Origin of the sequence: Photobacterium sp. Ph5 (assembly GCF_022129445.1) — a bacterium.
GTDB lineage: Bacteria > Pseudomonadota > Gammaproteobacteria > Enterobacterales > Vibrionaceae > Photobacterium.
Genome location: NZ_JADQAQ010000028.1, coordinates 20,370 through 40,407 on the forward strand (window position 1 = coordinate 20,370; position 20,038 = coordinate 40,407).

15 protein-coding genes are annotated in these 20,038 nt (G+C 34.7%); 12 read left to right on the top strand and 3 right to left on the bottom strand.

Annotated features, from left to right (window positions below; genetic code table 11):
• Nucleotides 1-158: 158 nt before the first annotated feature.
• The gene (locus tag I3259_RS12135) at nt 159-2,171 is read left to right on the top strand and encodes an NADPH-dependent 2,4-dienoyl-CoA reductase (protein ID WP_238029868.1); all 2,013 of its coding nucleotides are present in this window, start codon (nt 159-161) and stop codon (nt 2,169-2,171) included.
• A gap of 63 nt (nt 2,172-2,234) precedes the next feature.
• Here I3259_RS12135 and I3259_RS12140 read toward each other — a convergent pair whose 3' ends face one another.
• The 3 genes from I3259_RS12140 to I3259_RS12150 form a co-directional block, all read right to left on the bottom strand.
• Nucleotides 2,235-4,370 (bottom strand): YjbH domain-containing protein, encoded by a 2,136-nt coding sequence (locus tag I3259_RS12140; RefSeq protein ID WP_238029869.1) that lies wholly within the window; start codon nt 4,368-4,370, stop codon nt 2,235-2,237.
• A 93-nt stretch (nt 4,371-4,463) separates the two neighbouring features.
• The gene (locus I3259_RS12145) at nt 4,464-5,378 is read right to left on the bottom strand and encodes a hypothetical protein (protein WP_238029870.1); all 915 of its coding nucleotides are present in this window, start codon (nt 5,376-5,378) and stop codon (nt 4,464-4,466) included.
• Between the two features lie 50 nt (nt 5,379-5,428).
• Entirely contained in the window at nt 5,429-6,409 is a 981-nt protein-coding gene (locus I3259_RS12150; protein WP_238029871.1) for an OmpA family protein, read from the bottom strand.
• Between the two features lie 457 nt (nt 6,410-6,866).
• Between I3259_RS12150 and I3259_RS12155 the strand changes: the two genes are divergently transcribed.
• From I3259_RS12155 to I3259_RS12205, 11 genes are all read left to right on the top strand, one after another.
• On the top strand, nt 6,867-7,997 hold the full coding sequence (locus I3259_RS12155; protein WP_238029872.1) for a polysaccharide export protein: 1,131 nt from the start codon (nt 6,867-6,869) through the stop codon (nt 7,995-7,997).
• 65 nt (nt 7,998-8,062) lie between these two features.
• Entirely contained in the window at nt 8,063-10,231 is a 2,169-nt protein-coding gene (locus tag I3259_RS12160) for a polysaccharide biosynthesis tyrosine autokinase (protein WP_238029873.1), read from the top strand.
• A 250-nt stretch (nt 10,232-10,481) separates the two neighbouring features.
• Nucleotides 10,482-11,606 carry a UDP-N-acetylglucosamine 2-epimerase (non-hydrolyzing) gene (wecB, locus tag I3259_RS12165; RefSeq protein WP_238029874.1) on the top strand — a complete coding sequence of 375 codons (1,125 nt, stop codon included), beginning with the start codon at nt 10,482-10,484 and terminating at the stop codon, nt 11,604-11,606.
• 24 nt (nt 11,607-11,630) lie between these two features.
• Entirely contained in the window at nt 11,631-12,899 is a 1,269-nt protein-coding gene (gene wecC / locus I3259_RS12170) for a UDP-N-acetyl-D-mannosamine dehydrogenase (RefSeq protein ID WP_238029875.1), read from the top strand.
• Between the two features lie 2 nt (nt 12,900-12,901).
• Nucleotides 12,902-14,122: an oligosaccharide flippase family protein gene (locus tag I3259_RS12175; RefSeq protein WP_238029876.1), complete on the top strand. Its 1,221-nt coding sequence runs from the start codon at nt 12,902-12,904 to the stop codon at nt 14,120-14,122.
• Nucleotides 14,109-15,242 carry a polysaccharide pyruvyl transferase family protein gene (locus I3259_RS12180; protein ID WP_238029877.1) on the top strand — a complete coding sequence of 378 codons (1,134 nt, stop codon included), beginning with the start codon at nt 14,109-14,111 and terminating at the stop codon, nt 15,240-15,242. Before I3259_RS12175 ends, I3259_RS12180 begins: the two co-directional genes overlap by 14 nt.
• 14 nt (nt 15,243-15,256) lie before the next feature.
• Nucleotides 15,257-16,378, top strand: coding sequence for an EpsG family protein (locus I3259_RS12185; RefSeq protein WP_238029878.1), 1,122 nt, complete (start codon nt 15,257-15,259; stop codon nt 16,376-16,378).
• A gap of 13 nt (nt 16,379-16,391) precedes the next feature.
• The gene (locus I3259_RS20280) at nt 16,392-16,919 is read left to right on the top strand and encodes a DapH/DapD/GlmU-related protein (protein ID WP_275949792.1); all 528 of its coding nucleotides are present in this window, start codon (nt 16,392-16,394) and stop codon (nt 16,917-16,919) included.
• 415 nt (nt 16,920-17,334) lie between these two features.
• Nucleotides 17,335-17,958, top strand: a complete 624-nt coding sequence (locus I3259_RS12195; protein WP_238029879.1) for a glycosyltransferase — start codon at nt 17,335-17,337, stop codon at nt 17,956-17,958.
• A gap of 31 nt (nt 17,959-17,989) precedes the next feature.
• Nucleotides 17,990-18,937 carry an AAC(3) family N-acetyltransferase gene (locus tag I3259_RS12200; protein ID WP_238029880.1) on the top strand — a complete coding sequence of 316 codons (948 nt, stop codon included), beginning with the start codon at nt 17,990-17,992 and terminating at the stop codon, nt 18,935-18,937.
• The gene (locus tag I3259_RS12205; protein ID WP_238029881.1) at nt 18,934-20,034 is read left to right on the top strand and encodes a hypothetical protein; all 1,101 of its coding nucleotides are present in this window, start codon (nt 18,934-18,936) and stop codon (nt 20,032-20,034) included. Before I3259_RS12200 ends, I3259_RS12205 begins: the two co-directional genes overlap by 4 nt.
• Nucleotides 20,035-20,038 lie beyond the last annotated feature (4 nt).

The following is a 20,038-nucleotide window of genomic DNA, read 5'->3' on the forward strand; positions in this document are numbered from 1 at the left end:
AAAACAAGGCATTGAGTAAATAGTCGTGTTGTTAGTCATCGAAGGGATAGGAAAAGTGCGCGAAAGCACAAATGTTAACTTAATGTAAACAAATGTTTGAAATGGCATCGCAGGGTTAATATACTGGTCAGACCATAATAAAAAGAGAAGCAAAAGCCATGGACAATAAAGCATACCCTCATTTATTAGCGCCATTGGATCTTGGTTTTACTACCCTACGAAACCGTGTGTTAATGGGCTCTATGCACACAGGGCTTGAAGAATCACGTGATGGATTTAAAAAATTATCTGCGTTCTATGCTGCACGTGCGCGTGGTGGAGTAGGATTAATTGTCACTGGCGGTTTCTCTCCTAATTTTCGTGGACGATTACATCCGTTAAGTGCCGAGTTTAGTTCATCACGTGCAGCACGAGCACATAAGAACATTACAGAGGCTGTGCATAATGAAGGTGGAAAAATAGCGCTTCAGTTACTGCATGCAGGGCGTTATGCAATGTCGCCTTTTGCGGTGAGTGCTTCTGCAATTCGTTCACCTATCTCTAAATTCACCCCCAGCAAAATGTCTGAACGTCAGATATTAAAGACCATTGATGCTTTTGCGAAAAGTGCCGAGCTTGCAAGAGAAGCTGGGTATGACGGCGTTGAATTAATGGGATCTGAAGGTTATCTGATTAATCAGTTCATCTGCCAGCGTTCTAATTGTCGTTATGATGATTGGGGCGGGAGTTATAAAAATCGTATTCGTTTTCCGCTTGAGATTGTGAAAGCGGTTCGCGCGCGCGTTGGACGTGACTTTATTATTATCTTCCGTCTTTCCATGTTGGATTTAGTTGAACAAGGCAGTACCCATGAAGAAGTTGTAATGTTAGCTAAAGCACTTGAAAAAGCCGGTGTGACAATTTTAAACACAGGTATTGGTTGGCATGAAGCGCGTGTTCCGACTATTGCCACGCAAGTGCCACGCGCTGCATTTGCTTGGGTGACAGAGAAATTAAAAAGTGAAGTTTCTATTCCATTGGTGACCTGTAACCGTATCAATACCCCACAGGTAGCTGAAGATATTCTCTCGTCAGGTCAAGCTGATATGGTGTCGATGGCAAGGCCGTTCCTTGCTGATCCTGAATTTGTAAATAAAGCAGAGCAAGATCGCGCTAATGACATTAATACCTGCATTGGTTGTAATCAGGCTTGTTTAGATCATGCTTTTTTTGGTAAGCGAGCCAGTTGCTTAGTGAATCCTCAAGCCTGCTATGAGACCGAGCTGGTATTAACACCAACAACGCATAATAGGAAAGTAGCGATCGTTGGAGCTGGTCCTGCAGGTATGGCATGTGCGGTAGCTGCCGCAGAGCGAGGATTTAGTGTTGATCTGTTTGATAAAAATGATCACGTAGGCGGACAGTTTAACCTAGCGATGCAAATTCCAGGTAAAGAAGAGTTTAAAGAAACCATTCGCTATTTTACTCGTCGTTTAGTGCAAACAGGCGTTAATGTAAAACTCGGATATACCGTTACTGAAAATGATTTAACTGGTTATGATGAAGTGATCATCGCAACAGGTGTAAAACCGCGTATACCACCCATTCCAGGTGTTGATAATCCAAAGGTTATCGATTATCAAACCTTGATCAGAGATAAAGTACAGCTAGGACAAAAAGTTGCTGTTATTGGTGCTGGTGGTATTGGGGTGGATGTATCTACCATGCTAACAGAGCCTAAAAATCAAAATCTCGATCAATGGCTGCAAGAGTGGGGAATCGATCAATCCCTTGAAAATGAAGGGGGATTATTACCTCAAGATGACTTCATTAGCCCTCGTCAAGTATGGTTAATGCAACGTAAACCAGGCAAAGTTGGTAAAGGCCCGGGCAGAACAACGGGCTGGATCCATCGTCGTACACTTGAAAAACGTGGGGTAGAGTTACTCGGTGGTGTGAGTTACGACAAGATTGATGATCAAGGGCTACATATTACGGTTAAAGGGCAATCTCGCTTATTAGCTGCTGATAATATCGTACTATGTGCAGGACAAACATCGGTTGAAGAGTTGTCGGAAAAACTGATCGAGCAAGGGATTAATGTTCATGTGATTGGTGGGGCAGATGTTGCCGGAGAAGTGGATGCCAAGCGAGTCATTCGCCAAGGTGTAGAATTGGCTGTGAAGCTGTAGCTATCCATAAACGCGAGATATAGAAACGACAGCTTTTGCTGTCGTTTCTAGTATTAAAGATTGTTACTGAGTGATAGAAACATAACGAATATAAGCATTGCGTAAACGTTGTGTATTCGCTTTGAAGTAAGCACTCGTTAAACGGCTTTGTCCTTGATATTGTCGAGCTAAATTATGTTGAATATCATTAGAACCGCCAAGTCCTGTATTTAAGTTATTGTGCCCATCTTCATTACCAACACGCGTCTGTAATGAGTAGGTAAATTGGTCAATACCTCTAACTTGAAGATATCCTGGATTCATATCACGCCATGGTGTTAAAGGTAATGAAATACTTAAGGTTAAGAAATCTTCATATTGATTTGCTCCTTGAGCTTTTGAGGTTAGGTAACTCGCACTTAAACGTGTATCACCTAACCAGTGGCTAGAGGTTGCTTTAATGCCTCGATCACCTTTCCAAAACTCACCACCTTGTAACTCTAATTGCCAATTCCAATCAGGATAAGAAAACTGATATTTTGCTAAACGTACACCTTTATCTGATGTGTGTTTACCGTTTTTATATTCATCTTCTGGACGGAATTGACTCACTTTAAAGCCAAGATCATGAAAACCATTAGGTGATATCCAATTTGTTTCATTCATCCCTCCCCAATAGTCACCATACATATAACCAGCAGTGAATTGGGTCATAATATTTTGTGGTAATTTAAATGCTTGATGGAGGAATAGACGATTGATTTCGTTATCGTAAGCTGAATTACCCCAAATTTCGCCCTCTTTAAAATCATCACTTTCGGCAACCGGTAAGGTATGGCGAATATCAATAGCAGCACCTTGCCATAAAGGGGTATACAGGTTAGTCACCAATGCTAACGAGTAATCAAAAAAGCCGTATTCTGTTGCTGTTCGATGAGCAAGTTCTGGAGAAATGATGACTTGGCTGCGACCAAAACCATTATTGATTTTATTGATCAGCCATGTGGTATTGTTAAATGCTGTTTTTGCATTGTAACTATTAAAAGTCAGCGATTGACATGAAGAGCCATTTTTTAAGAAATCACGATAACAGGTCATTTCTGTATTTACAGTAAACATAGGAATACCGTTAGTTAGCATAATGAGCTCAACATTTTGTTGGGTATCATTTTTGCCTAATTTAGCCATTTTTGAAAAATCAGAAAATGTGTCACTGCCTGCGTGTTCAGCAATAATTCCAAGTGCAACACCTACACCATCCATTGGATTGTGGTTATAACGTCTATTTTCTAGTGCGATAACTAGATTATCTTGATGTTTACCTATTTGAAGATTAATGAATCCATCATTTCGTAAGGCTGTAATTAAACGTTGTAAGCTGCTGTTTTGATTCTGGGCTAATTGTTGGTCGACCGTTTTTTGTAAATCAATTGCTTGAGTATTCGATAAATCTTTACGGACATTGTTGTTGTAACCAAGTAAAGGCACGGCAGCGTTGATCCCCCACACGGTTTGATCACTATTTTTGTGGCCAGTATAAAGCTCATAATCAAGGCTTAGTTGTACGCCATAGGGAAGCAGGTTTTCTGGCGTAAAAAGTTTTGCGTTGGCATTAAATTCGGCAGCATCATATTCTCCTGTTATTTGTAAAAAGGATAAAGGTTGCCATTCAGCGCCACCAAAAGGACCATTCATAATGCCTGAGGCGAGACTTGATTGACCATAACCAGCGCTTAATCGAAGATTTAAGGTGTCAAAGGTGGTATCTGCAACAATATATTTGGTATCAAAGTTATTTGCTTCTCCACCAATATCTTGCGCACCGACCGCAAGATGTACCCCTGTATAATCATAAATAAAAGGGAGCTGGTATTTTAGGGATGCTGATAGATCTCGAATACCGCAACCGTCGGTATAACAGTTACTGTCATAGTCTCGAGTAACAATTCGCCCGCCAGCTTCTAAACCTTTAAATATACCAGCTGCAAAAAACCAATCATCAAGCTTTGCAATACTGTTTTGATAAGGAACACCTTGATGAAAAGATAAATTAAAGTCACCAGTGTCAATAACTTGTGCGTTAGGAGTAAACATCAAGCCAGTATAGCTTTGGCTTGATGGTAGGTTATCAACACTTTTCGCTATAGCGATATGGCTTGAAAAAAAAGCGGATAGAGAAAGTGTGAGTAATGAATAAGGAAAATTAAACGGTAAACGCATGAAAGACATCCGTGTATAGATTAATAGAAACGACGAAAGGCATCGTAAATGCGATGCCTTTTTAGGTATTAATTAATTAATATTGATAGAGGTTTAACCGTTAGGGTTATCGCCATCACTACCACCAGTACCACCTGTTGGTGGTTTAGTTGGGTCTTCTGGCCTTGTTGGTGGCTTAACGTCAAGCACTGGAATAGATGGAGCCGACTCTATATCTTCTTTTGTTATATCTTCTGTTTTTTGAGCATCAAATGTAGCTGGTGGTAATGTGTCTGCTGTTATTGCAATTGGTGTTGCTGCATCAAAGTTAGGATATTGATGAAGAATAATAGCGGCTTGGTTTTTACTTACTTGAGCTATTTCGGATGGTGAAGCGTCAGGGTAAAGTGCTTGAACATCAGAAACAGCAACGGTTGTCGCAAGTACTTTTTTATGAAGAGCTTTATTTTCATCATTGTTAAGTTTGCTAATTGCAGATTCAACATCTTGTAGGTAAGTACTAAAACTATCGCAAATGCCATTATTAACAACATCACTTAGTCCTAATGAAGCAAAGATTGTTTGTGCTGTTGCTTCATCATAAATATTATCTTCACCTAATTCATTCGCAATTAACGTCGAAATAGGAGAAGCAGTAGCCTTCTTACCTGACTCAAGTAGTCCTTGTGGGATTTTATAAGTAACGCTTGATAAGTCTTTACCGTTTGAAATATCAATAGCTTTATAGTTAGGATTATTAGCTTGAGGTGAGAAAGTCACTGAGCATTTTTCTGGAGAGTTAATAAAAGTTTCATTTTGAGTTTCGATGTTGCCATCAAAATCAGTTGTGCCAACGAGTACGGTATCTTCACCTTCACACTTGAAAGACCCTTCAATCCCCCAAACTGCACCATCAAAAGCTTGAATTTTTTTTGATTTAACTTCAGGTGTAACACTGTTGTCATTGTCACTACCACAACCAGCAATAACTAAGCTTGCAATGATTGTCGATAATAATTTGATCTTCATATCTATTCCTTATTTATGAAGCGATACATTTAAATAAATGAGTAATGGGATTATTCAGCAATAACTTGCGTTATCGTTTCAATATCAAGTGATGGTGAGATAATGTCGACACGACGGTTCTGTGCACGACCTTCTTCGGTTTGATTTGATGCAACAGGGTCAGATTCACCACGACCTTGAGCAACAATGCGTGTGTTATCCATATTTAGATGTTGACGAAGTGCATCTGCAACCGCTTCGGCACGTTTAACAGATAACGTTTGGTTATAAGCTTCAGAACCACGGCTATCGGTATGACCAACAACATAAATTTTTGCAGCATCTTGTTCTTTTAGGCGTTGCTCAAAAGGTGCAAGTTTTGCGGCATCACCAGTTGTGATGGTGCTGCTATCAAAAGCGAAAGGGACGGTAAGTTTAAGCTCTTCAAGCGTAGCGACAGTAACTTGATCAACATAAACGGGTTCTTCAATAACAACAGGTGCTGGCGCGCCCCAATGAAAAGCTAAACCTAAACCTGCAAAGTGGATATCAGGGCCGGCAACATCGTTGTAGTATTGGTACTCCAAACGGGTAGAAACATTTTTATTAATGAAATACTCAAGGCCTGCACCTGCTGTAGGCGACCAACCATTGTCGCTATTGGTTACACCAGAACCAATTGCATTCCAGTCGTAATAAAAAGCACCCGCTTTAGCGAAGATGTCAACGCTATCTGAAATAGCATAAGAAAACTTAGTAACAAGGTCAGCACCTTGCGCTTCGTAGCTGCCTTGTCCGTTATCGAGCTTAGCATTGCCTAAATGGGTGTAACCTGTTTCTAAAGCAAACCAAGGTGTGACTTGGTAGCCCGCGAACACACCACCGGCAAAATTAGTATCTTCTAATTCAGTTACAGAAGTAACAGCATTATCCATGTTAGTAATGTGGCTTGCACCTACACGAGCACCAACGTACCAAGGATTATCGGTTGATGCTTGTACGGAATTAGATACAGCTAGAGCAAGAGGAATCATTAAAATGACTTTGTTCATTATTGCCACCGTATTTTAAATAAAGGTTAATAGATATTTGAATATTAAACGAGGAGTATATATTTTGTTGCATATGCTGGGGAATGTATTTTTTTGCTGTGTCAGTTGTTTTACTAAAAAGTGATAACAGCATCACAGTGATGAATAGTATTTAATATCTTTGAAACAAAAATAAAACATATTTTATTTTGTTTATTGTCAATATGTTAGGTATGTTTTTATGTTTTTGCTGTAAAAAACTGCGATCTGCAACTAGTTTTAATAAATTGATAGAGTATATAGGTGTGTTAATGCATTATCATGCGAAAAAATTCATATTAGATTGGTGGCATTTAACTGCCTCTACCTATCTTACTTTAAAGCAAATGAGGGGCTGTAACCTTAGGGCGGTAGCTTACTTTTTTGTTGGTTAAATTAGACATTTCTGTTTTTATTCACTCTTCGCTGTGAGCTAACCATGACGTTATCAAGAAAAATCATATCTACAGTTTCAGTTACCTTATTGCTAACTGGATGTAGTATTCCAGGTTCGAATATCAATATTGATAATAAACAAGTGATCGCAACTAGCTCTGAAGATACTGCGTTAGATAATATAAATGTCTATCCATTAACCGCTACAACGGTAAGCCAATATAAACTTACTCCAATTTCAGCGCGAACCAATAGCACACTTGAAAATGAATTAAAGCATTATGAATATCATATTGGTCCAGGAGATATTTTAAATGTCACTATTTGGGATCATCCTGAACTAACCATACCAGCGGGCTCTTATCGAAGTGCGAGTGAAGCAGGTAACTGGGTACATGCTGATGGTACTATCTTTTATCCTTATATTGGTAAAGTAAAAGTTGCAGGCAAAACCGTTACTCAAGTACGTAAGGAAATTGCCCGTCGATTAGCCGCTTATATTGAAGCGCCACAAGTTGATGTAAATGTTGCTTCTTTCCGATCTAAAAAAACCTATATCACGGGCGAAGTAAAGAATCCTGGACCGCAAGCAATAACTAATATTCCGTTAACACTGCTTGATGCAGTGAATAAATCGGGTGGTTTAGCGAAAGATTCTGATTGGCGTAATGTAACCTTGACGCGAAATGGTAAAGATCAACAAGTTTCCTTATACGCATTAATGCAACGTGGTGATTTAACTCAAAATAGGTTACTACAAGATGGTGATATTGTGCATATTCCTCGAGATGATGCACAAAAAGTCTTTGTGATGGGCGAAGTAAATAAGCCGCAGTTATTAAAAATTGATCGTGCTGGTATGAGCTTAACAGAAGCACTTAGTAATGTTGGTGGTATTAACGAACTAGAAGCTGATGCGACTGGGGTATTTGTTATTCGCTCAAAAGAAACAACGAAGCCTAATGATCCTATCGCAGATATTTATCAATTAAACATTAAAGATGCGACAGCATTGGTGATAGGTACTGAATTTGATTTAAAACCTTACGATATTGTTTACGTCACCGCTGCGCCAATTACGCGTTGGAATCGTGTTATTAAACAATTATTGCCTACTATTACCGGGTTTAATAGCTTAACTGAAGGTGTTAATCGTTTTGTCGATTTGAAATAGATAAAACGTCGAATTTAAAGAAAGCAGTTAAATAAACCTATATTGACTCGAATGGAAAATGATTCATGAGTTTAGCTCAAAATTTAACGAACAAAGCGACACCTAATCAGAGTGATGAAATAGATCTTGGTAAGCTATTTGGCATATTAGTTGATAACCGTTGGAATATTATTGTTATCACCTTACTTTTTACTTTTATTGGTATTGCTTATGCGCTACTCGCAACACCAATTTATAAAGCCGATGCTCTAATTCAAGTCGAGCAGAAGAGTACTGGTATGCCAGCCCTTGGTGGTGACATGGCTGATCTTTTCTCTTCTGAATCAACCGCCACTACTGAAATCGAAATTATTAAGTCTCGTATGGTATTAGGCGAAACAGTCGATAAACTGAATTTAACGATTGTTGCCACACCTAATTACATGCCCGTTATTGGAAAAGGCTTAGCAAGACTTGCTGGAGATAGCGAATCGATCGCCGTTTCTCGATTCCTATTACCTGATTCAGCCCTACAAAGTGGTTATGTGCTAACTGTTACTAACAGTAAAGACAGTGATTACACGTTAGGGAATGCAGATGGCCGAGAAGTACTAAAAGGGCAAGTCGGTAAACTGGCTGAAAATAAAGGTATTAGCTTATTAGTCACCGACCTGAATGCAAAGAATGATGCGACATTTACCTTAAGTAAAATTAGTCGACTGGATGCAATTCAAGGTTTACAGCGTGGTTTGTCAGTGAGCGAGCGAGGGAAGCAAACAGGTATTCTTCAGCTTTCAATGACGGGTGAGAATCGTACTAAAATAAAAGATATTTTAAATGATATCAGTCAGAATTACTTTTTACAAAATGTAGAACGTAATTCTGCCGAAGCTGAAAAAAGTTTAGTGTTTCTTAAAAAACATTTACCTGAAATTAAAAGCCAATTAAATAATGCAGAAGACAAACTTAATCACTATCGTCAATTAAACGAGTCAGTTGATCTTAATTTAGAAGCAAAATCCGCATTAGAAGTGATGGTGAATGTTGAATCACAGTTAAATGAACTAACCTTTAAAGAAAGTGATATTTCACAGCGATTTACGAAAGAGCACCCAGCATATATTGCTTTATTAGATAAGCGCAAAACCTTGTTATCAGAAAAAGCACGTTTAAATAAACGTGTAGAGAAACTGCCGAAAACACAGCAAGAAATTTTACGTTTAACCCGTAACGTTGAAGTGAATCAGCAAATTTATGTTGAATTGCTAAACAAAGTCCAAGAGCTAAGCATTGTAAAAGCCAGTACTGTGGGTAATGTGCGCATTTTAGATTCAGCGCAAAGCTATTCACAGGCAGTGAAACCGAAAAAAGCCTTAATTGTTGTTCTTACAACACTGATAGGTGGCATGCTGTCGGTTGCGATTGCTTTACTTCGTGCAGCGTTCCATAAAGGGGTTGAAACGCCAGATCAAATTGAAGGAATTGGCTTACCTGTTTATGCTTCAATTCCTTTATCTGACTCACAAACCGAGCTACTGAAAAAACAAAAAGGTAAAAACTTAACAGTAGAGCAAACCTTGTTAAGTGTTTATAACCCAGCGGATCTATCAGTTGAAGCGCTGCGTAGCTTACGTACAAGCTTGCACTTTGCGATGATGGAAGCAAAAAATAATGTGCTAATGGTATCAGGCCCTAGTCCTGGCATTGGTAAATCGTTTGTATCTGTAAACCTAGCATCAGTGATTGCAAAAGCGGGTCAAAAAGTATTAGTGATTGATGCTGATATGCGAAAAGGTCGCATGGAAACACAATTATGTACAGATAATAAACCTGGTTTATCTGATTACTTATGTGGCAAACAAGATTTTGGCAGTATTGTCCGTGAAACAGGTGTGAATGGCTTAGAATTTATACCTCGTGGTGACACACCACCAAACCCGTCAGAGTTGTTAATGCATCCGCGTTTTAAAGCATTAATCGAGTGGGCAGGACAGCATTACGATATGGTGATTGTAGATACTCCCCCTATATTAGCGGTAACTGATGCTGCGATTGTGGGTGCCCATGTAGGAACCACATTATTAGTAGGGCGATTTGAGCAAAATACCGTTAAAGAAATTGAGGTTGCTAAACAACGCTTTGAACAAAATGGCATTGAAGTGAAAGGCTTTATTCTTAACGCCATTGTTCGTAAAGCAAGCAGTACCTACGGCGGAAATTATGGTTACTATAATTACAGTTATGACAGTAAGTAATTATTAAGCGTTTTAATTATAAAGAAATACGGTCTTAGGCTTCAGTCGTAGGACCTATTCCCTCAACACCTTAAATAACAATTAAACTTGTTTCATAACAAAGCATTAGCTGTGACGGCTAGTGCTTTTTTATGGCTCAAATTTCAGGTTTTGTGTCTCAGGTCCCTAAAAACACTGAGTTGGCCTGATGAAAATATTCAATCAATTGCATTTCTCTTTCATATAAAAAACAATTCAAATGGAATTAATCATGGAAAAAAAACGTGTGTTAACCGTTTTTGGTACGCGTCCAGAAGCAATAAAAATGGCGCCTTTAGTGCATGCATTAGCAAACGATGAACGCTTTGACGCTAAGGTTTGTGTGACAGCACAACATCGTGAAATGTTAGATCAAGTATTAGAGTTATTTGAAATAACGCCAGATTATGATTTGAATTTAATGAAAGCGGGGCAGACATTAAATGATGTGACCGCAGGGATTCTATTAAAACTAAAGCCAGTATTAGAAGAATTTAAACCCGATGTGGTATTGGTTCATGGTGATACAGCAACCACATTTGCGGCAAGCTTAGCGGCATATTATGAGCAGATTGCGGTTGGTCATGTGGAAGCAGGATTACGAACGGGTAATATTTATTCGCCGTGGCCAGAAGAAGCCAATCGACGCTTAACTGGAACATTATCTAACTATCATTTTGCACCGACAGAGACGTCAAAAGAAAATTTATTAAAAGAAAATTTTTCAGCTGACGATATCTATGTCACCGGAAATACTGTGATAGATGCCTTGCTGATGATCAAAGATAAGATAGAGAATGATGCCGATCTAAATGCAACATTAGCATCTTTATTTCCATTCATAGATGAGAATAAAAAATTAATATTAGTGACGGGTCATCGACGTGAAAGTTTTGGTGGTGGTTTTGAGCGTATTTGTGAAGCATTAGCGATCACGGCAAAAAAACATCCTGAAACGCAAATTATTTATCCGATGCATTTAAATCCCAATGTCCGTGAGCCTGTTAATCGTATTTTGGCAGGTATCGATAATATTTTCTTAATTGAGCCTCAGCAATATTTACCCTTTATTTATCTAATGAGCCGCTCTCATATTATTTTAACCGACTCGGGTGGTATTCAAGAAGAAGCACCGTCATTAGGTAAACCTGTATTAGTAATGCGAGATACAACTGAACGACCTGAAGCTGTTGCTGCTGGCACCGTTAAATTAGTCGGTACGGATATTAATGTTATTACTTCAAGCTTAGATGAACTACTGACGAATGATGATATTTACCATGCGATGAGTAAAGCACATAACCCTTATGGTGATGGTCAAGCGTGTCAAAGAATTTTAGATAATTTAGCGAAATAAAAAGAACTAAATAAGGATATAAAAATGTCATTCGAAAGAATCTCGGTTATTGGTCTTGGTTATATCGGTTTACCGACGGCAGCAATGTTTGCATCACGTAAGAAAAACGTTATTGGTGTTGATGTTTGCCCCAAAGCGGTTGAGACCATTAATGCGGGTAAAATTCACATTGTTGAGCCTGAGCTTGATATGGTGGTTAGTGCAGCGGTAACGGAAGGTTATTTAAAAGCGGTATTAACACCAGAGCCGGCAGATGCGTTTTTAATTGCAGTACCAACACCGTTTAAACCTTGTAATGATGGTGATGTACCTGAGCCTGATTTAAGTTATATCGAATCAGCGATTAAAGCTATTTCACCAGTATTAAAAAAAGGTGATTTAGTTATTCTGGAGTCTACATCACCTGTAGGTACAACAGAGCAAATGGCTGAATGGTTAGCGATTCAACGTCCAGACTTGTCATTTCCACAACAAGTGGGTGAAAGTGCTGATGTAAACCTTGCGCATTGCCCTGAGCGAGTATTGCCAGGTAAAGTTATTTGTGAGTTAGTACAAAACGACCGCGTTATTGGTGGTATGTCAGCGCGTTGTTCAGAGCGTTCAGTTGAATTGTATAAAACATTTGTTGAAGGTGAGTGTGTTATTACTAATGCACGCACTGCAGAAATGGCAAAATTAACAGAAAATAGTTCTCGTGATGTACAAATTGCTTTTGCGAATGAGCTATCTATTATCTGTGACAAGTTAGATATTAATGTTTGGGAATTAATTGCCCTTGCAAATCGTCACCCTCGAGTAAATATTCTTCAACCAGGTCCTGGTGTTGGCGGACATTGTATTGCTGTTGATCCTTGGTTTATTGTGTCAAAAACACCGGAAGAAGCAAAAATTATTCATACAGCACGTTTAGTGAATGACAGTAAGCCAGAGTGGGTAGTGAATAAAGTTAAGTTAGCGATTGCTGATTTTTTACAAGCCAATCCAGACAAAACAGCCCGTGAAATAACGATAGCTTGTTATGGATTAGCATTTAAACCTGATATTGATGATTTACGTGAAAGTCCAGCTATGGGTATTACTCAGAAAATTGCTGAAATGCATGCCGGTCGTACTATCGCGATTGAGCCTAATATCCAAGAGATCCCTAAAAAATTAACAAGTGTTGAATTAGTTGATATTGAATTAGCTTTGGTTGAAGCGGATATTCAAGTAATGCTTGTTGATCATAAAGAATTTAAAGATATATCTATAAGATCAGGAATTGTTATTGATACGAAAGGAATAATAAGCTAATAATGTATCGGCTTCTTTTGAAAGTGATATCAAGTAGTGGAGGCGGAGTAATTGTTAATATATTACTCTATCCTTTTATTATTAATATATTTTCACCTATGGAGTATGGAGAGTTTTCATTATTTTTGGTTCCACTAACTATTGTTGTTGTCTTCGCTAATTTTAAAATGGACTTAGTTATAGTTTCTGCAAATAAGCAAGATTTAACACGAATGTTTAGGTTGTCAATAATATTTGCATTATATGTAAGCATTGTTGGTGCCGCACTTTCTGTCATTTATTATAAGATGATTGGAGTGGATGATTTATTTAAGATATATTTACTGTCAAATGTATATGTGTTTTCATATGTTGTTATACAATTAGCGACAGCATTTTATATTCGAGCTGATAAAATAGGTATAGCTAGTCTTTTATTATTTTATCAATCATCAGCAATTGGTGTTTTTCAATTGATTTTGTCTATGACAAGTTTAAGAACGGATGCTTTAGTTTATGGTTCTGTATTAGCACCATTTAGTGCCTTAATTATTATACTAATATTTGAGCGTGATATTCGAGGATGCTTTAAAGTTAAATTTTCTGATGCAATTAAAGAAGTAAGATATAATAAAGATATTACATATTACGCGACAGGGCAAAATATAATTAATTCACTATCTGTTTCTTTGGTACTAATTATTATCAATTATATTGGTGGAACGAATATTGCGGGTGTATATAGTTTAGCATCAAAAATACTTGTTATTCCCTGTAGGGTTGTTTCTAGTGCGGTACGTCAAACATTCACTAGTTACTTAAGTGGTTTTGACATAAAAATACAAATTAAAAAAGTATACAAATTGTCAATTTTTATATTCTTAATTTCAACGTTAATTTATCTAGCAGTATTGTTAAGTTTAAATTTTGGCATTCTTGAGTATTTAAATGTTGATCCAAAATGGTTAAAAATTAATGAGTTCTCAATCTATATTTCGATATGGTTAGTTGCCGTTGTTGGGTGTTCTCCATTTATTAGTTTGATGACAGTCTATAAGAATAACAAACAATATATGAAGTTTGAAATTGTAAATTTATTTACACGAATATTAATAGGTATGATGATTATTTTTTTGGGGTTTGGATATAATGATTACATTATAGTTGTTAATATTCTAGGTGCTATATTTTATATGTTATTGTCAATTGCCATCGTAAGGAAGATAGAAAATGAAAATAGTTAAATACTCACCTATTTATGGTAATAATATAGGTGATTTAATGATCTCTAAATGTATTGAAAACCTTTTTTTAAGGCATGGTATAATAATTGAATCTCGTGATTTTTTGATGAGAGATGTAAATTCATTTGAGGAAAGAAATATTAAAGACAACTTAAGAATGTCTGCTTCTTTTTTTTTACAAAATAGATTGCCTTGGTTGTTTTACCAAATAAAAAAAACAAAATTTGAATTAAGTAGTTCATCTAAAAAATATATTTCTTCATTAGATGGTGTTGATGGGGTTATTTTTGGTGGTGGGAATATATTAATGTCAAATAAAGGATGTGATTATGCTTATAGGGTAGTTAGAATGCTAAAAAGCACACCAGATAATATAAGTAAAAATTTAGTATTTTGTGGTGCTGGACCATTTGAATTTGAAGAAAAGAAACTTATTAAATCTTTGATTAAATTATCAGATTCTATTTTTGTTAGAGATGAAGTGTCATATGAATATTTTGACAATAATGAAAAAGTCAAAAAAATTGCAGACCCTGTTTTTACCTTAAGTGATATCTCCGTGGCAAGAAATAAAAGTTCAAAATATATTGGTGTTAATATAATAGCTAATTATTTCAGTCAAAGTGAGATATTGGAATTTGCAAAACAGTTATGTGAAATATCTGAAAAGTTAAATATGCCAATAAAAATAATTAACACAGCTTTCCCTCAAGACAGTATAGCTGCTGTTAAATTGAAAAACAGTGTAAAATTAATAAATAAAAATATTTTAATCAAAATCGAAGATGCAAAATCATCACCTCAAGAATTAGCAGATATTTATTCTGATGTTGGTGTTTTTATTGGTTGTCGTATGCATAGTATTATATTTGCACTTACATATGGTATTCCTTCTATTGGATTTATGTGGGATGATAAAGTTTCTTCTATGTTTGATGAATTTTATAAAGATAAAAAGATAGTAAATAAAATAGTTTTATCAAAAAATAAGTTTAAATTAGATAATGCTGTTCTTTTTGCTATGGATATAGATCAAATGTCGTATTTAAATGAGATAAAATCCTCAATATATTTAGGTGTTGAAAAAATAGTTTGTAATTTAAATCGCTCACTAAAATAGGATGTATTCCTAGCATGATTGAAGTAAATATTTTTACATACTATATAATATGTTTAGTCATTTTTTTTATTGCAATATTTAATACGCGACTCGGATTGATATTGTTATTTTTGAATGTTCCCATTGTTCTATATTGTATTCAATCGAATGGTGCAGATTATGAACATTATAAAGCTGATTATGAAACTGCAAGACAAATAGCCACATATCCATATTTTTATACGTTTTCTAGTCTAACTGCTGAGCCTTTTTATAAGATTTATAGTGCATTTATAAAAGTAATTACTGATATTAATTATAGTGGGTTTTTAGCTGTAAATTTTATATTTTGTTTTTCAATATACTATATTTTTACGCCGTTCAATAAAAAATCTTGTATTATTAATCATTTATTTTGGTTGATGACATTACCTGTAATAATACCGACAATATTTTATGCTTCTCCTCGATCTTCATTATCGTATATTTTAATATTGGCTGGTTTTTTTTGTTTATTAAGAGATAAAAAAATATTTTCTGGTATTTTATTTTTTGCTGGAGGAATGTTACACTCACAATATTTGGCAATTTCTTTTATATTATTTTTTGCTGGGTATTTTAATTTAGGGGCGATACCATACGTTAAGAATAGATTTATTTTATTTTATATTCTAGTGTCATTGTCTTTTGTTGTTGTTTTGAAATCTATAAGTATTATTTTACCAAATATATCGTCATTACTATCTTTTCTTCCTAGTGCTGAAGTTGCAACTGGTAAATTACATTATTTGACATCTAATAATACAGGTTTTAGATTGACATCAATACTATCTATTATTATTTTTCCTATATTTAGCTTGTTGCTTTATAAACGATATATTAAATTATCCGAAGTTTTTAATATTGATATAAACATTGCTTGGCGTTTGTGTTTTTTATTTCTATTAATTACAGCTTTTGGTTTAGCTATTAATGTGGCTTTTTTTTCTAATCCACATTTGTCAGGAAGGTTGTCGAGATTCTCAGATTACACCTCATTGGCTTTACTTATTCCGTTAGTACTTATTTGCTATTTTAATCGAATTAAGGCCGTAATGATATTATCTATATTTTTATTACTGGCACCTCTATTATATCCAACTGTTTATCCTATATGATATAAGGAAAGTGATGTTTATATATAAAATCTTAAGAAGTATTTTAATTAATATATATAAGAGTTTTTTTTTATCTTGTGGGGAAAATGTTAATTTTTATCCTATCAGGTCACATTTTTCTTATAGAACTATTAAATTAGGTAAAAATGTATTCATTGCACCAAAAGCATGGTTTAGCTCTGATAGGGGATATATAATAATTGGTAACGATGTTATGTTTGGACCTAACGTACAAATATATGGTGGAAATCATATATATGATGTTATTGGATATCGTATGAATGAAAATCATAAGTCAGAAGTTCATATTGATAAAAATGTAATCATAAATGATGATGTTTGGATTGGGGCTAATACTATTATTCTATCAGGTGTTACTATAGGTAGTGGGTGTATTATAGGTGCAGGTTCTATTGTTACAAAAGATATACCAGAGTACTGTATTGCTGCAGGTAATCCTTGTAAAGTAATAAAAAAAAGATTTACAGATAAAAGCATTTTAGAACATAAAGCTATTTTGAAAAAACGTGGAGTTTGTTAATTTTGAAATTATTTTTTTTTGGTCGTTTTCCTGCAGATAAAGAGGTTGGAGGAGTAACTACATTTACCTTTAACTTTGCAAAAAAATATAAAAATAAAAACCTAATAGTTGTGGACTTATACCCATCAAAAAAAAAAAGGTACCAAATGGAGTCAATAGCATATTTTTATCAGGAGGGGTTTTAAGGCGTTTTGTTTCATTTTTAAAAATAAACTTATTAAATAATGGTATATTCTTATTTAATTTTTCAACGATAAACTCTTTACTATTATTATTTTTCATACCAAAAAGAAAAATATCTAAATGGGGGCTAATTCTTCATAATGGTGAACAAGAAAATAAATATAATAGTTTAAATCCGTTATTTAAACATTTGGTTTTCAAAGCACTCGATAAATTCAATGCTATTGGCTATTTGTCTGAAAAACAGAAGTCTTTTTATGAAAGTTTGGGAGCAAAAAGGTTATACAAAATCAGCCCTTACATTCCTGATGAAAATGAAAATAAAAATAAAAATAACGTTATTGGTAATGAGAAGGTTAGATTTTTAATATCAGGTTTTCCAATATCAATTTATAGATTGAAAGAAAGTATATATATATTTTCTAGACTATCTAAAGCTGGTAAAATATTTCACTTAGATATATGTTTATATGGATTTGATTATGAGGGATTGCAAAGTGAAATTATTTCTTTAGCATCAACGCTTCCATCTTATACTATATTTACTCATCTAAATGAAAAAGAATTTAATAGAGTCTTATCAGCAACAGATATATATTTACGATTGAATTCAGTCGATAGTTTTGGTTTGATAGTTGCAGAAGCAATTAGCAAAGGTATAAATGTTATAACAACAGATGTTTGTGAAAGATATCCTGGATCCAATTTAGTTGCAGTTGATGATTTTGAAACAGTGTATAGTGAAATTAACTATTATATAAAATTTAGAAAAATGTCTGGTACTTTACCTATTCAACAAAAAGTAGTATCTGAAATCGATTATGATGAATTTCTTGATGTTTTTTTAGAACCGTAATTGAAAGTTTGTTTAATTATTAGGAATAGTAATGGCTAATGATACTTTAATTAGAAAAATATTTGCAATATCTCCTTATATAGAGGTTTTGGGGCGGAAAATATATTGGAATAATGTGAAACATTTATCAACTGTGACAAAAAAAAGCATTAAGAATTCTATAAATGAAAATCCTGTGAATTTCAATGAAATTAAAAATTTTTTATATCGTTCAGGTGTAAGTGATGGAAGTTTGATCCTTGTTCATTCGGCTTTTTCACCGTTAAAAAGTACAGGGCTATCTCCGACCGAAATTATTAATGAGTTATGTTCATTAATTGGGGATACCGGTACAATCGCAATGCCTGCAATGCCAAAGTTTAAACAAAAAGAAGAAAAAAAAGAATATTTAATAAAAAATAATACTGATTATATCTATGAGTATGATGTTAAAAAATCACCGATTAAAACTGGCTTATTACCTGCTTACTTACATCGAAATAAAAACTCTATACGAAGTAGGCATCCAATTAATACGATGGTTGCAATGGGGCCGTTAGCTACTACTTTAATGAATGATAATCTTTCTGGATTAAGTCCATTACCTTGTGGTTATGAATCCTCTTGGTCTAAATGTATTGATCATGATGCGATTATTATATCTTTAGGCACTGATTTAACACATAGTTTAACTGCTATTCATGTTGCTGAAGATAGACTTGATAAAGATTGGCCGATTAGTAATTGGTACAGAGAAAAAAGATTTATTATCAAGGATGGTGAATTCCAACAAGATATTACTTTAAGAGAAAGACAACCTAAGTGGGGAGCATTACATTTCGCTGAAAGAACTTTATGCAAAGATTTAATTAATTCAGGGATAATGCATTCAACTAAAATTGATGGAGTTACTGTTGAAGTTGTTAAAGGGAAAGATTTAATTGAATTTTTGAATAAAAATAACAATTCTGGCTATCCTTATTTTGGTACTTCATTATGAAAGGAACCTTATTTTTGAAAAATTGTAAGCCGTTATTTTTTGATGGAGATAAACTGATTTATGCTAGAGGAAATAAAGTTTTTTCATGTTTTAATAATTTAAGTGAAGAACTTTTATTTACATTCCCTAAATCTAAATTAAATTTAATTACAAATAAAAGTAGATTGTTTTATCGGATGTTTAGATCTGGAGTTGGAGCTGCAATAAAGGCTGAGCTCAATTATTTTTTTGTATATGATAAAAAATTATTTAGATATGATATTGTTAGCCGAGTCTTAGTTAAAGAGTTTAATTTTACTGTTGGTAGAGGACCTCTACAATTCTCTATTATTAAAAATATAGATGGTTTTACAGACGTAGTTTGCTTTGGAGAGTATTTTGGAAATCATGATCGAGATCCTGTAAATATTTATGTTCGTAATTCTAATGGTAAATGGATTAATACTTACTCTTTTGTGAAAGGAGAAATAAATCATATACATGCATTGATCCCTGATATATATAGGAACTGTATTTGGATTTTAGCTGGTGATTTTGAACATTCAGCTAGCATATATAAAGCTGAAGATAACTTTAAGAATGTATCTCCTATTTTGACAGATAATCAGAATTATAGAGCTTGTGTAGCCTTTCCATTAGAGGATGGAATATTATATGCTACTGATTCGCAAATAAAAACTAATAGTATCCGTATGATGAAACAAGTAGGTGCTGGATGGGTATCAGAACAATTAGTTGATATTAATGGGTCATGTATATATGGGACAGAATTAAAAGACTATTTTGTTTTTTCGACATCGACGGAACCATCAGAGAAGAAGATAGGTAAAATAGCTAGATTGCTAGATAATAAACCAGCTCCAGGTATTCTTGAAAATAAGTCTGATATTATTATTTATAACAAAAAATCAAAAAAAATATCAATTATAACTTCTATTAATAAAGATATTTGGCCTTATCGATTGTTTCAATTCGGTAGTGTGATGTTTCCATCAAATTCAGAAAAATCTAATATATTATATTCTTATAATGTAGGTAGTAAAGAAAATGATTTATCTACAGTTATTTACGATCTTACAAATCGAACTCTTAGGTGAAATT

Coding starts and splice junctions, on each gene's coding strand:
- I3259_RS12145 (WP_238029870.1), bottom strand. CDS start 5,378: ATGAAGATCAAATTATTATCGACAATCATTGCAAGCTTAGTTATTGCT.
- I3259_RS12205 (WP_238029881.1), top strand. CDS start 18,934: ATGAAAGGAACCTTATTTTTGAAAAATTGTAAGCCGTTATTTTTTGAT.
- I3259_RS12150 (WP_238029871.1), bottom strand. CDS start 6,409: ATGAACAAAGTCATTTTAATGATTCCTCTTGCTCTAGCTGTATCTAAT.
- I3259_RS12175 (WP_238029876.1), top strand. CDS start 12,902: ATGTATCGGCTTCTTTTGAAAGTGATATCAAGTAGTGGAGGCGGAGTA.
- I3259_RS12135 (WP_238029868.1), top strand. CDS start 159: ATGGACAATAAAGCATACCCTCATTTATTAGCGCCATTGGATCTTGGT.
- I3259_RS12185 (WP_238029878.1), top strand. CDS start 15,257: ATGATTGAAGTAAATATTTTTACATACTATATAATATGTTTAGTCATT.
- wecC (WP_238029875.1), top strand. CDS start 11,631: ATGTCATTCGAAAGAATCTCGGTTATTGGTCTTGGTTATATCGGTTTA.
- I3259_RS12140 (WP_238029869.1), bottom strand. CDS start 4,370: ATGCGTTTACCGTTTAATTTTCCTTATTCATTACTCACACTTTCTCTA.
- I3259_RS12180 (WP_238029877.1), top strand. CDS start 14,109: ATGAAAATAGTTAAATACTCACCTATTTATGGTAATAATATAGGTGAT.
- wecB (WP_238029874.1), top strand. CDS start 10,482: ATGGAAAAAAAACGTGTGTTAACCGTTTTTGGTACGCGTCCAGAAGCA.
- I3259_RS12155 (WP_238029872.1), top strand. CDS start 6,867: ATGACGTTATCAAGAAAAATCATATCTACAGTTTCAGTTACCTTATTG.
- I3259_RS12160 (WP_238029873.1), top strand. CDS start 8,063: ATGAGTTTAGCTCAAAATTTAACGAACAAAGCGACACCTAATCAGAGT.
- I3259_RS20280 (WP_275949792.1), top strand. CDS start 16,392: ATGTTTATATATAAAATCTTAAGAAGTATTTTAATTAATATATATAAG.
- I3259_RS12200 (WP_238029880.1), top strand. CDS start 17,990: ATGGCTAATGATACTTTAATTAGAAAAATATTTGCAATATCTCCTTAT.